Source organism: uncultured Turicibacter sp. (assembly GCF_938044715.1).
Lineage (GTDB): Bacteria > Bacillota_I > Bacilli_A > MOL361 > Turicibacteraceae > Turicibacter > Turicibacter sanguinis.
The window spans coordinates 1-14,605 of sequence record NZ_CALIOS010000112.1 but is presented as its reverse complement, the minus strand read 5'-3'; the positions used below and the strand labels follow the sequence as shown (position 1 = coordinate 14,605).

Annotated in this window: 15 protein-coding genes and 1 pseudogene; 8 read left to right on the top strand and 8 right to left on the bottom strand. The window is 34.4% G+C overall.

Features of this window, described 5'->3' with window-relative positions; all coding sequences use genetic code 11:
• The 6 genes and pseudogenes from QWC74_RS10705 to QWC74_RS10680 form a co-directional block, all read right to left on the bottom strand.
• Positions 1–325 (bottom strand): annotated as a pseudogene (locus QWC74_RS10705) (maltose ABC transporter substrate-binding protein); the annotation flags it as partial.
• A gap of 220 nt (positions 326–545) precedes the next feature.
• A complete protein-coding gene (locus QWC74_RS10700; protein ID WP_006784308.1) occupies positions 546–1,370 on the bottom strand; it encodes a PHP domain-containing protein in 825 nt (274 codons plus the stop codon).
• 244 nt (positions 1,371–1,614) lie between these two features.
• Positions 1,615–2,973, bottom strand: a complete 1,359-nt coding sequence (locus tag QWC74_RS10695; protein WP_006784309.1) for an ABC transporter substrate-binding protein — start codon at positions 2,971–2,973, stop codon at positions 1,615–1,617.
• Positions 2,974–3,199: 226 nt separating this feature from the next.
• Positions 3,200–3,763: an NUDIX hydrolase gene (locus QWC74_RS10690; protein ID WP_006784310.1), complete on the bottom strand. Its 564-nt coding sequence runs from the start codon at positions 3,761–3,763 to the stop codon at positions 3,200–3,202.
• A gap of 46 nt (positions 3,764–3,809) precedes the next feature.
• Positions 3,810–4,244, bottom strand: coding sequence for a hypothetical protein (locus tag QWC74_RS10685; protein ID WP_006784311.1), 435 nt, complete (start codon positions 4,242–4,244; stop codon positions 3,810–3,812).
• Positions 4,241–6,115 (bottom strand): DEAD/DEAH box helicase, encoded by a 1,875-nt coding sequence (locus tag QWC74_RS10680; RefSeq protein ID WP_288994027.1) that lies wholly within the window; start codon positions 6,113–6,115, stop codon positions 4,241–4,243. The genes QWC74_RS10685 and QWC74_RS10680 overlap by 4 nt, the downstream gene beginning before the upstream one ends.
• A gap of 171 nt (positions 6,116–6,286) precedes the next feature.
• Here QWC74_RS10680 and QWC74_RS10675 point away from each other — a divergent pair, with 171 nt between their 5' ends.
• Positions 6,287–6,802, top strand: a complete 516-nt coding sequence (locus QWC74_RS10675) for a nitroreductase family protein (protein ID WP_006784313.1) — start codon at positions 6,287–6,289, stop codon at positions 6,800–6,802.
• 35 nt (positions 6,803–6,837) lie between these two features.
• On the opposite strand, the gene QWC74_RS10670 is transcribed toward QWC74_RS10675, so the two are convergent.
• Together QWC74_RS10670 and QWC74_RS10665 are read right to left on the bottom strand one after the other, a co-directional pair.
• The gene (locus tag QWC74_RS10670; RefSeq protein WP_006784314.1) at positions 6,838–8,166 is read right to left on the bottom strand and encodes a sulfatase-like hydrolase/transferase; all 1,329 of its coding nucleotides are present in this window, start codon (positions 8,164–8,166) and stop codon (positions 6,838–6,840) included.
• A gap of 66 nt (positions 8,167–8,232) precedes the next feature.
• On the bottom strand, positions 8,233–9,303 hold the full coding sequence (locus tag QWC74_RS10665; protein ID WP_006784315.1) for an anaerobic sulfatase maturase: 1,071 nt from the start codon (positions 9,301–9,303) through the stop codon (positions 8,233–8,235).
• Between the two features lie 133 nt (positions 9,304–9,436).
• Between QWC74_RS10665 and QWC74_RS10660 the strand changes: the two genes are divergently transcribed.
• The 7 genes from QWC74_RS10660 (at position 9,437) to QWC74_RS10630 (ending at position 14,195) form a co-directional block, all read left to right on the top strand.
• Positions 9,437–10,042 carry a class I SAM-dependent methyltransferase gene (locus tag QWC74_RS10660; protein WP_006784316.1) on the top strand — a complete coding sequence of 202 codons (606 nt, stop codon included), beginning with the start codon at positions 9,437–9,439 and terminating at the stop codon, positions 10,040–10,042.
• 80 nt (positions 10,043–10,122) lie between these two features.
• Complete coding sequence (locus tag QWC74_RS10655; protein ID WP_006784317.1) at positions 10,123–10,830, top strand: DUF3298 and DUF4163 domain-containing protein; 708 nt, start codon at positions 10,123–10,125, stop codon at positions 10,828–10,830.
• A 228-nt stretch (positions 10,831–11,058) separates the two neighbouring features.
• Positions 11,059–11,565 (top strand): RNA polymerase sigma factor, encoded by a 507-nt coding sequence (locus QWC74_RS10650; protein ID WP_006784318.1) that lies wholly within the window; start codon positions 11,059–11,061, stop codon positions 11,563–11,565.
• Positions 11,558–12,427: a DUF3298 and DUF4163 domain-containing protein gene (locus tag QWC74_RS10645; protein ID WP_006784319.1), complete on the top strand. Its 870-nt coding sequence runs from the start codon at positions 11,558–11,560 to the stop codon at positions 12,425–12,427. The genes QWC74_RS10650 and QWC74_RS10645 overlap by 8 nt, the downstream gene beginning before the upstream one ends.
• Before the next feature lie 55 nt (positions 12,428–12,482).
• Positions 12,483–13,325, top strand: a complete 843-nt coding sequence (locus tag QWC74_RS10640) for a polysaccharide deacetylase family protein (protein WP_006784320.1) — start codon at positions 12,483–12,485, stop codon at positions 13,323–13,325.
• Between the two features lie 12 nt (positions 13,326–13,337).
• The gene (locus QWC74_RS10635; protein ID WP_006784321.1) at positions 13,338–13,922 is read left to right on the top strand and encodes a hypothetical protein; all 585 of its coding nucleotides are present in this window, start codon (positions 13,338–13,340) and stop codon (positions 13,920–13,922) included.
• A 99-nt stretch (positions 13,923–14,021) separates the two neighbouring features.
• Positions 14,022–14,195 (top strand): hypothetical protein, encoded by a 174-nt coding sequence (locus QWC74_RS10630; protein ID WP_006784322.1) that lies wholly within the window; start codon positions 14,022–14,024, stop codon positions 14,193–14,195.
• Positions 14,196–14,605: the final 410 nt, after the last annotated feature.

Sequence of the window (14,605 nt, the reverse complement as noted above, 5' to 3'; positions counted from 1 at the left end):
ATACATCTCCACCTAACCCTGCAGGACCGTCTAATTCTAATTTTGTACGAGCATCAACTGCTCCTACTTTTTCATAAACGATATCGATGTTTGGGTAAGCGGCTTCGATTGCTGGTTCAATAGCTGCTGCGTAATCATCGTCATCTAACCATAATTTAATCTCTACTTTTTCACCTGATGTTGCCGGTGTCTCAGCTGGTGCTTCAGTCGTTGTGTCACTACCTGCTGGTGTTTCAGCTGGTGTCTCTGACTCATTCCCACTACATGCAACTAATCCCGCGAAAGATAACGATGCAACTAAACCTAATGATACTAGCTTTTTCATTAATATGTGCCCCCTGACATAATTTAGAAAATCTTTTACAAGAAGACTATAACACCAGATTTTATATTAAACAATAGCTTTAATATCATAAGCAAACGGTTACACCCTATAAAATATTATAAATTATTCCTTTTTATAAAGAAAAAGTACCATTATTTTTTCAAAAATCACGCCAAAAATCGCTAATGTTATTTTATGTCGAAAGCGATATCATTTTGTATTAAAACTTTAAAACTAAATCTGAATCCTCTTTTTTAATACATCCCATCACATATTCATCCTCTTTTTTACTCATCTCACCATGACAATCACATCCAACTGTTATCATTAAATCATGTTCTTGACAAAACTCAACACAACATGCTGTCAACTCTTCACTATGAATCGGATAGTAACACTCAATTCCATCAATTCCTTGTGACACCAGAAGTTTAAAATCTTCTACGACTTCATCTAATGGTGTAAAACGATAATACTTTCCAGGATGAGCAAGCACCGCTTTACCACCACACGCATGAATTTGAACAATGGCCTCTTCAACAGTAGGAAACTCATAATTCCAGTAAAATACTTCATATTCTTTGTAAAATTTAAAACCATCCATTAAATTATCCGTTAATCCGCGATCCATTAAATAATGAATGCCTTTAAATCCACCTTTAGTACGGTCATACGTATAATTTTCATAATCTTCAGACGATACTTGCGGATAATCCTTTTCCATTAACTTGACTAAATCAATCCCCATTTGATCTAACTGATGACGTGATTTTTGAATAATCGCTAAAAACTCCTCATTCACGTTAAAATTATAGGCTAATAAATGGACAGACTTTGTTTTAAACACACAGTCTAACTCCACCCCTACCACATAATTCATCTCTAACTCTTGACAGGCAGCTTCAAACTCTTCATGAGCTTCAATGGTGTTATGATCAGTTACTGAAATCAATCCTAATCCTTTTTTCTTTGCTAATTGAACCATTTCACGCGGCGAAAATGAGCCATCTGAATAATACGTATGCATATGTAAATCTACTAACATTTAAACAACTCCTAACAAAATTCATACTTCTATCATTATAACAGAAAACGACAAATTCTGAAATTCCATCCAACCTTTCGCGAAGTAAAATAAAAAAAGACTACCTTCTATTGATTATTTAAAGAAAAGAATAATAACTCCTGCTATCCTAATCTGCTTATCAAATACGATTTCGATAAAACTAATAGGAAAGTATTTTAACATTAAAAAACACCGCTAAATAGCGGTGTTTTGGTCACTATAATTATTTTAAAGCTTTTAATGCTGCTTCAACTGCTGCAGCAGGTTCCATACCTTCTAATACAACACGTTCAATGGCTAATCCTGCTTCTGTACGCACATTATAAGAAGAGAAAGTATCTGTATAGAATGCTGGATCATAGAAGTAGTAGTCTGCTTGTGCTGGTCCAGTTTGTTTTGTTGAGTTTCCTGATTCAGAAATATACGCTTGATATTCAGCTGAATCAATAACTGATTGACGAATTGGTAAGTATCCTGTGTTCGTTGCCCATAAAAGATTTGCTTCATAAGATCCTAAATATTTAGCAAACTCATACGCAGCATAAACTTGCTCATCAGTTTGACCTAAGTTCATAACAACAACATTAGTTCCTTGTTGGATAACTGCTTTTGTATCGTCAGAAACTTGTGGAATTGGAGCAGAATCCCATTCAAAGTTATCATTCACAACATGAGTCGATCCTGAAGTTGATCCAATAAACATATGAACTAATTCAGAAACGAATGGTCCTGACATATATTTATCTTCCCCTGGTAAACGCCAATATCCAGCATCTGTATTACGTTTAATCATCTCTAATGCTTGTACTGCAGCATCAGTTTCACCGAATAAGACTTCACCTTGAGATGTTGTATATTGTCCTCCAAATTGTTGAACTAATGTGATGAACGCATTTTGAGCTGAGTCAAATCCGAAAGCTGGTTTTCCAGTAATTTCAGTGATTTGTTTAGAAACTTCTTCTAATTCTGTCCAAGTTGTTGGAACTGTTAAACCATGTTCTTCAAAGAATGTTTTATTGTAATATAAAACTTCTGTTGATTTATTAAATGGTAATGAGTAGAACGTTCCATCTGTTGTATATTGACTGTTTTCTAAGCGATATGCTTCTGCAATATCTTCAAAATCAGTGATTCCTACTTCTGGGTGTTCGATATATTCATTTAAAGCAACAACTGCACCTGATTGTAAATATTCTGCTACCCAATCAGGATATGCCTGAGAAATAGCTGGTGCATTTTTTGCTTTGATAGCGGCTGTTGTTTTAGATTTTAAATCATTATAAGCTCCTTGATAAACAGGAGTTACCGTAATTCCTTTTTCTTGTCCAATTGTTGAATTAAAGTTTTCAACTAATTCGTTTACAACTTTTTCATTATCTCCTGACATCGCATGCCAGAATTCGATTGAAACTGGTTCATTAATTGTAACAACTAAGTCATTACCTGTTTCTTTTGTTGTGTCTGTTGATTCTTCTGTAGTAGGTGTTTCAGGTGTTACTTGTTCTCCTTTTGTTTCATTTGAGCAAGCTACCACTGTTGATAATCCTAATACTACTGTTAGCGAAGCTAATAATTTTTTCACTTTTTTTGTCCTCCCTAAAATTCAATATGGCCGTTGAATTTAATATGTATTAAAGGATTTCTCCTTTGATACCTGTTTCATACATTTGTTTCTCTATTTTTCCTTTTCACTTACACCCAGATTATACACATTTTTTTCCATCAAATCAACAAATTAACATAAAAATTAACAAAAATATAAAAAATAAAAAGTGATTAATTAAATAATCCCCCTTCATTTTTGTAGATTATTTTGTAAAATTTTTTGATTTATTCACCAGTTTTTCATAGACAGGTAACATCTGTGGTTCATCACAAAACGATGCTAACTCATCAATCGGTAACCACCCAACATTACTATTTTCATCTTCTTTAATTCTTAAAATATCGGCTTCACTTGCGACTAATAAATAAGAAACATTTAAATGCAAATGTGAACTAACATATTGACCTTTTTTCATATGTCCCCAAACTGGCAAAATATCAAGCGCCATTATTTCCTCACTTAGAGGACGAATATTCACCACGCCAGTTTCCTCTTTTGCCTCTTTTATCGCAACTTTTAATAAGTCAGCTTCTCCATCTGCATGGCCACCTGTCCAAGCCCAGCTTTGATATAAATTATGATAAATCATTAAAACTTTATCCAATGTTTCATTTAAAATAAAACCAGAACTTGTCAAATGTGCAAATTCATTTTCACGTGTTAAAAGATTGTGAGAAAATGCCTCTATATAATCAAGCATCACCTTTTGATCTTGAACTTCTTGTTCATTTATCGGCTGATACCTTTTAATTTGATTCTTATACATCAAGTTCACTCCTATCTTTTTGTATTCTATCATAACTATTCCACTCTTAATGTTTATTTTGCAACCTAATCATCACAAAGTCATCTAAATCGATTTCCTTTAACTCACACCCCACATATCCCTTCAAAAATGTGTCTAATTCTAAAGTATCCAATATCAACTGAATTTCACTCATCAACTTGTCACTACGACGCTTATAACCAAACTCTTTTAAGACAGTTCGAAGCTTAATGCGGACAAACTCGCACTCTTCATTGTACACAAGCCGCAACTTGATAACCTTGAAAAAACTCCACAAAGCCTCCTCCTGATTTTTAATTAATTCGCGTCCTTCAACTAATAATTCAAGCTCAACATCCACCAACCTTTCATAAATTGAAGCTTCCTGTGAGTAAATCATGTGGATGATTTTTCGTTCTTTTGAATACGGAAAATCAGAAATCCTTAAAAACTGTGCCACTTCTTTTGGTGTATACATCATCCTCTAATTCCCTCCTTCATCAAGCGTCTTAACTCAAGATTTAACTGCCTCATAAAAAAGGACTTCTTATGAAAATAAATAGAATACAACTTCGTCGCATCATTCCACAGCTCATCAATATAACTTACTTGCTGTGACCGAGTCAGATCCTGCTCAATAATAAAGGTGGCAACCGCTTTAAGATCAATTTTCTCACGATCGAGTTCATCAAATGATAAAAAAGGCGGTTTCACTCGATACTTCGCATAATATTTTAAAATCGCCATAATATCTCGTTCATCGTAAGCCGGAACAATTTCACCTGTGAAACAACGTCTCGAACAAATCGAACTTAACTCTTTCAGTTTCTCTCTTGATAAGCTAGTTTCGTTAATCTGATGATACTCAAAAAAGGATGGCAATTGCTTAATCAAATGCTCATAGCGTCTTTTTGTACTATCGTAAACTAAAACAGGATGGCTCTTCTTCCCAAGCGTCACATTATAAAGACCTAGTGGGACTCGTTTAATAAATGGAATCTTCTCAAGTTCTTTCGTATCGACACTATCATCAAGCATCTGTGCAAATAGCTCAAGTTGCTTTAACGAAATCATCTCCACTACTTTTAAAGACTCTGAAACCTGCTCCTCATCCATCACATCTGTAGACTGATAAAAAATACTTTCTGAATTAATCCACGCAATTTGATCCTGCCAATCATCTACAAAACTAACTAAATACGCATCTTTTGTGCCTCCAGCGACCTCTCCTCTTAATGCACGACCAATCATTTGCGTCATCAAAATACTCGAAACCGTAGGTCTAGTTAAAAAGACCGTTTTTGTACAAGGTAAATCAATCCCCTCAGTTAAAATATTGACGTTAATTAAAACTTGAATTTTTCCCTGTTGATAAGCAGTGATAACTTCTTGATTTTGATGTGCTAATTCCATCAAATCACGAGAAATCACAATTCCACATCTAATCTCTGCTTTTTCAAATAAAGTTTTCAAAACAAGAGCATGCATCCGATTAATCGCAAACACAATCGTCTGTTGATAACGGTCTTGATTCAATTTATAATGGTTGACAATCATCGCATTTCGCACTTTATGTCCGACTAATTTTGTGGCGATTTCCCCGGAAATAATATCGGAAATCTTCATTTTTTGTAACTCTTTGGGTGTTGCTGTAAAAGTTAAATCCGTTGTACACTCTTCAAAATGAGGCCTTGCTAAAATGCCACGCTTAATTAAATCTGTTAAATCAATTTTATAGCAAATATCATCCCTAAAAATCTGAGCTAAAATACCGGACTCTTTTTCTTCCGTCCTAAAAGGTGTCGCCGTTAATCCCAGCAATTTGACCTGTCCAACCTGTGAATCTATATAATTTAAAATAGTTTGATACGACTTCGCAGGTGCATGATGCGCCTCATCAATCACGACATATACTTCTTTTTGATCCTTTAACCAAGGTTTTAATCCATTTAGACGACTAACTAAACTATCCTTACTAATGATTAACAAATCATCCTCTTTTTTTATCTGACTCACTTTATCATGAATGCCAGAAACAATTCGATAATCAAAACTCCAACGCGTTGGCATACAAGTAGCGTATGCATTCTGTTTAAACGTCATCAATGCCTGTTCAAGTAACATTTGACGATGCGCAATCCATAACACTTTCTTTCCCTCATTCAACGCCTTTTTAAGTAACCACCAACTAGCTGTCAACGTTTTCCCACCACCGGTTGGAATGACTACGAGCGTACGAAAAGATGATTGTTCATCCATCTCATCTAAACAACTGATTGCTTCTAACTGGTGTTCATATAACTCTCGTGGATTCTTTTTAGGAATCACCTTTACCGTCCCAAAAACTTTCATGATACTCCTCTTTCTATAGACAAAAAAATCATACAGATTTTTTTATTATACTAAATCTTCTCCTCAAGCGTCAATGAAACCAAAACTCGCACTCCACCCATTATTCCATGCATGAGCTAACTTTTAATTGTTAAAACTAACAAAGAAAATTTTAGATAACGGAGTTGATTGATGATGAATACATTAGAAGCAATCTCAAAATCAAGTAGCCATCGTGAATACCAAGACACACCTTTAACTGAAGACCAACTTAAAGTATTATTAGAAGCTGGCCTATATGCCCCAAGTAGTGAAAACGAACAACCTTGGTACCTTGTTGGTATTTTAAACAAAGAAAAAGTTGAACAACTTGACAAAGATATTCAAGCCATTCATCAAGACACAAAAGCACACTTCTTCTACGCTCCTGCTGCTATTTTAGTTGCCGTCAATAAAACAGCTAAAACACCTATTGTTGACGCTGCAACGTGTACACAAAACATCCTACTCGCAGCCGAAGACTTAAATCTTGCAGCGTGTTGGGTTGATGGAATTCTGGCGATTAATAACAGTGATAAATTCGAACACTATAAAAAAGAATTCAATCTCCCTGATGGATACGAATTCCAAACAAGTATTGCACTAGGTCATCGTGTTAATACTCCATCTCGTGGACCACGTAAAGGTCAATACATTATCGTTAAATAACCAAAAAGTGTCGCTGCAATGGCGACACTCTTTTTTTAATTCACAACTATATTGAACACCTCATGAGCACGATTCCCATGCTTCATTATCTTCTCACGCAACACTTTTTTAACTTCTTCATAGTCCAAATCATCAATCAAGTTATGCTTCTCAAGTGGATCTTTCTTTAAATCATAGAGCCATCCCTCAACATAGTAATCACTTCCAAAATCTTCAAACGGCTTTTTATGCGGAGCATGAATTACATACTTATAACGCTCCGTTCTAAGTGCCCGTCCGACCATACTTTCACTAATCTGGATATAAACTTCATTCTCCCACTCATCATCCGTAAAAATAGTTTGAAGGTCACGTCCCTGCATAAAGTCTGAATCCACCTTTGCTAGGCTCAATATCGTTTTCGGTAAATCAAGGAGACTGACGAGTTTCACTTCCATAACCCCACCTAAAAATCCTGGTCCTCTCATCACAAGTGGAATATGTATTGAATTCTCATCAGGTGAGCGCTTATAGTCATCCGCTCCAAACGGATTAATATACTTTTTCATCGTTTTAAAATGACACCCATGATCACTCGTATAAATAATGAGTGTATTTTCATAAATACCTTGTTCTTTTAACACTGATATAATCCGTCCGACATTTTGATCAAGAGAGTGACAACAGCCTAAATAATCAGGCATCTGAGCTTCCCAATCTCCACTTCCCTCTGCTAAATCATCCGGTTTTACAAAGTTAGCAAATTGCTCTTTACTCCCTATTGGACCTTCAAAAGCATGATGATTATTTTGATGATGTGGTTCAATATAAGAAGCAAATAAGAAAAATGGCACTTCTTTATTTCGATTCATTAAGTAATCTATCACATAGTCTGTCATTGCATCGACACGGTACTTCTCAAATTCCACTTTATTCCCCTCTCGATCAAAAACAAAACCACCGTAACCATCCGACGTAAACTCTAAAACATCGGATGCCATCCAATAATCCTCATAACCACCGCGACGTTCTTTTGGAATGGCAACCGTCTCATAATTCTGTTCACGATCCGTTGCCAAATGCCACTTTCCAACATAGGCCGTTTCATATCCTGCCTCACGAAGTGACTTGGCTAGCGTTGGCTGCCTCTCTGGTAACGAAATTCCATTCACAAAACACCCTGTTTCTGTTGCAAACAATCCCGACTGTAAGCAAGAACGCGCAGGTCCACAAACAGGTTGTGGTGTATAAGCATGTAAAAAATTTACGCCCTCAAACGCCAAAGCATCCAAATTAGGTGTCATATCAAGCGGTTGCCCATTCACACCTAGTGTATCAAAACGCTGCTGATCACAAAATAAAAACACAATATTCGGTCTTTGCATAAATCCCCCTCCACTTGTATGCGCTAACCTTATTATATCACCCTAAAATCCCCACCTCAGTTTTGTCTATATGTTAGTCATTAAAATCCTATTTGCCATCCACTGAAGTAACGGATAAGCTTCCTCCAAAAAGGCTTGATAGGCCTGACAATACTTATTGACACCTAATTGTGATACTCGCTCACGACGACATCCCCCATAACATAAACGATACCATTTGCACTTCTTGCACGTCTTAGAAAAAATCGGTTCTAAAAACTGAAGGTCTCGTCGTTTATCATTTAACACTTCAAAATCATCTTGAAGCAAATTTCCCAAATAATAAGCATCCATCATATAAAAATCACACGGATAAACACTACCATCTGCCTCCAAAACATAATGCATTCCACATCGTCCAAGTCTTCCACACGTCTTCGGAAACTCTGCACATAAAAGATGTAGCAAATCATCAAAATAGCCAATAGAAATTAAATTTCCCTTCGTTGCATCGTCAAACCATAACTGAAATAACGTCTTTAAAAAAGTGGTATAGGAGTCCACACTAAGATAATTGTGATTATCAAGTGAATCTAGACACGGTATAAATTGTAAATATCTAAAATGATGCTGTTTATAGAACGTGTAAATCGCTGCAATCTGCTCACAAACCTCATCCGTCACAACTGTTAATACATTAAATGGCACTTCAAATCGCTTTAATAACTCGGCTGCCTTCACCACTTGATCAAAATTCTTCCCTCTATAACATTCATGCGTTACTTTAATCCCATCAATCGAAAGACCGACTAAAAAGTCATGCTGTTTAAAAAAGTGCGCCCATGATTCATCTAGGAGCAAACCATTACTTTGAATCGAATTCATAATCTTTACGTGATGCACATTATAACGTTGTTGAAACTTGATGACATGCTCATAAAAATGAAGTCCTACTAACGTGGGTTCCCCTCCCTGAAATAAAAATGAACAAACATCCACTTCATACTCTAATGCTTTTTTTATAATTACTTCTAGAGTTTCTACTTTCATCATCCCATAATCAGATTGGCTCCGATTCAAACTCTCATCCTCATAAAAACAATACTTACATTTTAAATTACAACGACTTGATGCTGGCTTTATTAAAATGGATAACACACAATCCCCCCTTAGTTACTATCACTTTAATCGCTTAAGTGGGCAAATAAAGTCGTTTTTTGAAACCAACCTTGATAAATTGCCTATAAAGTCCTACAATAAAGGCAAGAGACCACATAGAAAGGTAATCACCATGAACGAAAAAAAATATGAAACTTTATTAAATATTCAAACGAGTGGAGAAGACAAATATCATACCTCTGCTAAATATCATCGCTACGAACCAACCCCTTATGACGTTCTTGAAACGTTATTTAATCACTATCAATTAACTAAAAATGATCACATTGTTGATTTTGGTTGCGGAAAGGGCCGTTTAAATTTTTATATTCATCATCAATTCCAGGCTTATGTGACTGGCATTGAAATGAATGAAACGTATTATCAGGATGCGATTCATAATCAGCTTAACTACCAAAAAAAATACCCCTTAAAAGAAGAGAAAATAAAGTTTCTATGCTGTTATGCAGAAGAATATAACATCGATCCACTCGATAACAAGTTTTATTTTTTTAATCCTTTCTCGATTCAAATCCTTCGAAAAGTCATCGAAAAAATTTTAATATCCCTTGAAGAGCATCCACGATGTGTTGAACTCATCTTCTACTATCCATCTGATGACTATCTTTACTATTTAGAGCACAAAACAGCCTTTTCCTTAATTCATAACATCCCGCTTCCAAATCATCATAAAAATCATCGGGAACGATTTCTCGTTTATCAACTTTCATATATCTAAAAAGATGTCTATGCATCTTTTTTTCTTTTGTATACTTTCTTTTAATTCGAACAAATTAAAGTTAAAGGAGGATGATTACCATGAAAAAACGATGGTTATTTCTAAGTTTCATCGCCATGTGTTTACTTTGTGAGATTAAAATTTATGCCAAGGACTCTCTCAACTACGTCAATACCGTCAAAGAAGAACACACCGAGTCCCCTCTACTTAAAATCGACTTAACGGTTCCAGGTCTTTCAAACACATCTTTTCCTGAACTCGAAAAAGATATTAACAACGATATCTTACATAAAGTCAATTCTAAAATAGAGGAAGTGACACATGAGTCTGAGCAATATTATGAAGCATTTATGGCCTCTCATTCAAAAGAAGATCAGTTCATCCCACTTGAAGTTTTGGTGACTTATGACATAAAAAAAGAAAATGCTGATGTGTTATCATTTGAATTAACCTTATTTAAAAGTTTTTTGAGTGCTCAAACAGAAGAATACTTTTACAATATCGATTTAACCACTGGAAAAATGCTCACACTCGAAGATTTTTTTGGCCCTACTTATAAAGAAATTATCAATCCTCAAATCAAACAACAAATTGCACAACGAGAAAAACATGAAAATCAATTATTCTTTCATGATGAAAATGAATTCCAATCCATTTCAGATCATCAAAAATTTTATCTAAATGAGCAAAATCAAATTGTCATTGTTTTTGATAAATATGACATTGCGCCTGGCTATATGGGTTTTCCTGAATTTATAGTTGATCAAGAGACCACTTCAACTCATTAGAAGTGGTCTTTTATTTTGACACAATATGATTCACGCAAATTCATGGGATAAATCATACTACTCCATTAACAGCTAGTCCTATTCGCCAAGAGCACAGGTCATTACTATGACTCCTTTCCATTCTAAATAATTAAAAATATACACTTTTTAAAAATTTTTTAAACTTTTTTAAACTTATATGCGTCTAATGAATGGGAACAAATTAGGGTTAGAAGGGAGCCGACGGCCGTGGCACCACATCAAGATGAGGAAGTATACAAACAACTAGTTGAATTTATAACGACCAATCAAGCTCAATTTTATCGGTTTGCTTATCGTTATATTCCAAATGAACAAGCGGCGCTCGATGTTGTATCAAACGCCGTATATAAAGCTTTAACTAAATATCAAAATTTACGCGAGATGAACCATTTGAAAACATGGTTTTATCGTATTCTCATAAATGAAAGCATGACCTATCTTCGTAAAAATAAAAGAATGCTCGCCATTGAGGAAATTGATTTTGTCATGGGATATCAACATCAATATGACATAGATGAATTAAATCTGTATCAAAACGTCAATGCATTACCAGATAAATTAAGGGTCATTATCATTCTTCGTTTTTATGAGGAAATGTCTTTAGAAGAAATCGCAACGATTACTAAACTGAATCTCAGTACAGTAAAATCGAGGTTATACAAAGCCTTAAAACTATTAAAACTTGAACTCAAGGAGAGTGATTTTTATGAATAGACTAAGAGGCACCAAAAAAATTTATGATGAAACTCCTATTCCAAAAGAATTAACCGATGTTGTCAATGAGGCTATTTATGCGTCGGCTCAGGGCTCCCGTCCTATTAACTCTAGGTCTCCTTTCATAGCCATTTTTTTATCTATTTCAACGGTTTTTATTTTATTACTAAACACTTCTCCAACCTTTGCTGCAAGCCTTTCAGATATTCCTATTATTAGCCAACTAGCAAAAATCTTTACCATTAGTAGTTACTATCATGAGGATACAGTGAAATTAGTTGATGTTAAAATTCCGGGATTAAAAGATACTGGCAATACAAAACTTGAAAATCAAATCAACCAGGAGATTTTAGAAAAAATTAATTTAAGTGTCGCAGAGTCGGAAAAACGAGCTCAAGAATATTACGATGCTTTCATGGCCACGAATACAGAAGGACAAGAGTTTCTACCTGTTTTGGTCAATGTTGATTATGAAATTAAGTATAGTGATGATCACTTTGTATCATTTGTTATTACGAAAAGTGAAAACTACGTGAGTGTTGGAACTGAAAAATATTTCTATAATATTGATTTGAACACTGGGAAAGAAGTGACGCTTAAAGATATTTTGGGTGATCAATATAAAGAGATTATTGACCCTCAAATTAAACAACAAATTGTTGATCGAGAAAAAGATGGTTATCAACTATTCTTCCATGAAAATGAAAATGAATTTAAAAGCATTGCTGATAACCAAACCTTTTATATTAATTCATCAGGAGATGTAGTGGTTGTCTTTGATAAATACTCCATTGCTCCTGGTTATATGGGATTCCCTGAATTTACAATCCATTCATCTTCTTTACCTACCACTGGTAGGTAAACTTTTTAAAACAAATTGTCGAATTTTGCAATCATAAAGAAATGAGGATAAAATTATGAAAAATCAGTATCGAAGAAGTAAAAAAAGCTATAAACTACGATTTTATGTGTTATCAGGTTTGATTGCTATCCTTTTAGTAGCTGGAAGTTTTCTCATTCATTTACAACTTCAAAGTAGTCACCTCTCACTTTCTCAAGAAGATATTGACTACGTTTCATTTGAGCCAATGAAAGAAATAAAAAAATGGCATAATCAAGATATAAAGTTCGTTTACTTAACGTTTGATGATGGACCTTCTCATAATGCTGAAAAAGTATTAGATATTTTAAAAGAGAATCATGTTCCTGCTACGTTCTTTGTTCTTGGAACGTCAATTAATAACAATACAGATTCACAGGCTATTTTAAATCGCATGTTAGACGAGGGACATTATATCGGAATGCATACGATGACACACCAATATGATTATCTTTACAAAGGGGCTACAGCACCACAAAATTTTGTGAATGAATTGAAAGAAGAACAACAATTAATCGCGTCGTTAACCAATGGGTTTGAAAGTCAATTATGTCGCGCGCCTTATGGAACAGGTGGGGGAACATTTAAAGATGGACATGTACAAGCTTTAAAAGATAATGGATTGAAATGTTGGGATTGGGATGTTGATTCCTTGGACTGGAAATATAGCAATCCTGACCAAGTCATGGATAATGTTAAATACTATACGGAAATGAATGCTAAGAAAGAAAACCTCGTCGTGTTATTCCATGAAAAAAATAGTACCATTGAGGTTTTACCTCGCGTTATCGAATACTATCGTGATTTAGGTTATGAATTTTTAGCTTATAATCCAAATCATCACTTTAGTAAAAACTTTTTCCACAACGATGACATTTAGGAGGAATTATTTATGAGAAATAAACCACTCATTACCATTATTATTTTAACAGCAATCGGAATTTTCATAGGATTTAATTTTCAAACCCCTGGCATGAAACAATATAATCAATTAAATAAAATTGATGAAAGTATTCAGACTGCCTTAGTTCACGAAGACACTACTCTTACAAAACGACTTGATACGTTTTATCAAACAGTTAACACGATTATTGAACAAGCAACCACTTCTGAAAATCAAGATCAAATTTCATTTGAATCGTACGAAAGTGAATTTGCTATTCTATCACGTATGAATCAAAATTTAGCCGAGGTATTAAAGGCATCACTAAACAAACTTCCTAATAATGATCTTGGTCATCTTGAAAAAGAAAGGTTAACAAGCTTAGAGGCATTAACTCAAGCAATTGAAACACTGATTAAAGATCTTAGTAATCTTGAGGAAATCGTTCATACCGCTAAACCTGTTCAAGCGAGAGATTATGTGCTAAATATACAAGAAAATTTTAATAATATTCAAGTCCTTCAACACCGTTACATCGATCAATACCAAACATATCTAACTGCTAAAACAGATTTTTATCAAAGCTTGAAATAATCACTCTCACGACTTCTTTCATTTAATCATATACTAGTATTAAGTTTTATCATATTAATGCTCAAACTTTTCCATACTAATAGCAAAGGAGATGGTCATATGATTAAGTTTTTTGCCGATTCAAGTCCTCAATCATTAGAAACAAAAGTGAATCATTGGATTGAGGAACACGGCACGATTGAAGTCTTAAATATGAGTTATGTTATTTTAAACGAACCAAGTACAATGTATCATCTTGCTCTATATTATAACGATGTAACCGTTGATTGGTAATTAAAACCCCTTCATTTAATCTGAAGGGGTTTTATCGTATTTTAAAAAGCCCCTGTAGTGGATCAGTTCTACAGGGGCTTTTTCTATCTGTTCACCTAGTGATAATTATAGATCATCTCTACTCACTAGGAGAGAGATAAAAGTTTTCGCCTATGAAAAACTTTTATCTAAACTTATATAGTTAAAGGAAGCTATCACAATGTAACGTTTATTTATTAGAAAAAATTTATTTTTAAAAAAGGAAGTTACGGATTATTTTTTAAATTTTAATGGTTCCACGTGCCAAATTTGATCAGCATATTCTTGGATAGTTCGGTCTGATGAGAAAAGATTAAACAATACATTAGTAATGAGAATAATAAAAAATAAAACCACCTGAAACCATTGTTAAATCAATATCCTTAATTATA

Coding starts and splice junctions, on each gene's coding strand:
- QWC74_RS10690 (WP_006784310.1), bottom strand. CDS start 3,763: ATGTATAAGAATCAAATTAAAAGGTATCAGCCGATAAATGAACAAGAA.
- QWC74_RS10640 (WP_006784320.1), top strand. CDS start 12,483: ATGAAAAATCAGTATCGAAGAAGTAAAAAAAGCTATAAACTACGATTT.
- QWC74_RS10675 (WP_006784313.1), top strand. CDS start 6,287: ATGATGAATACATTAGAAGCAATCTCAAAATCAAGTAGCCATCGTGAA.
- QWC74_RS10645 (WP_006784319.1), top strand. CDS start 11,558: ATGAATAGACTAAGAGGCACCAAAAAAATTTATGATGAAACTCCTATT.
- QWC74_RS10685 (WP_006784311.1), bottom strand. CDS start 4,244: ATGATGTATACACCAAAAGAAGTGGCACAGTTTTTAAGGATTTCTGAT.
- QWC74_RS10700 (WP_006784308.1), bottom strand. CDS start 1,370: ATGTTAGTAGATTTACATATGCATACGTATTATTCAGATGGCTCATTT.
- QWC74_RS10680 (WP_288994027.1), bottom strand. CDS start 6,115: ATGAAAGTTTTTGGGACGGTAAAGGTGATTCCTAAAAAGAATCCACGA.
- QWC74_RS10670 (WP_006784314.1), bottom strand. CDS start 8,166: ATGCAAAGACCGAATATTGTGTTTTTATTTTGTGATCAGCAGCGTTTT.
- QWC74_RS10660 (WP_006784316.1), top strand. CDS start 9,437: ATGAACGAAAAAAAATATGAAACTTTATTAAATATTCAAACGAGTGGA.
- QWC74_RS10635 (WP_006784321.1), top strand. CDS start 13,338: ATGAGAAATAAACCACTCATTACCATTATTATTTTAACAGCAATCGGA.
- QWC74_RS10655 (WP_006784317.1), top strand. CDS start 10,123: ATGAAAAAACGATGGTTATTTCTAAGTTTCATCGCCATGTGTTTACTT.
- QWC74_RS10630 (WP_006784322.1), top strand. CDS start 14,022: ATGATTAAGTTTTTTGCCGATTCAAGTCCTCAATCATTAGAAACAAAA.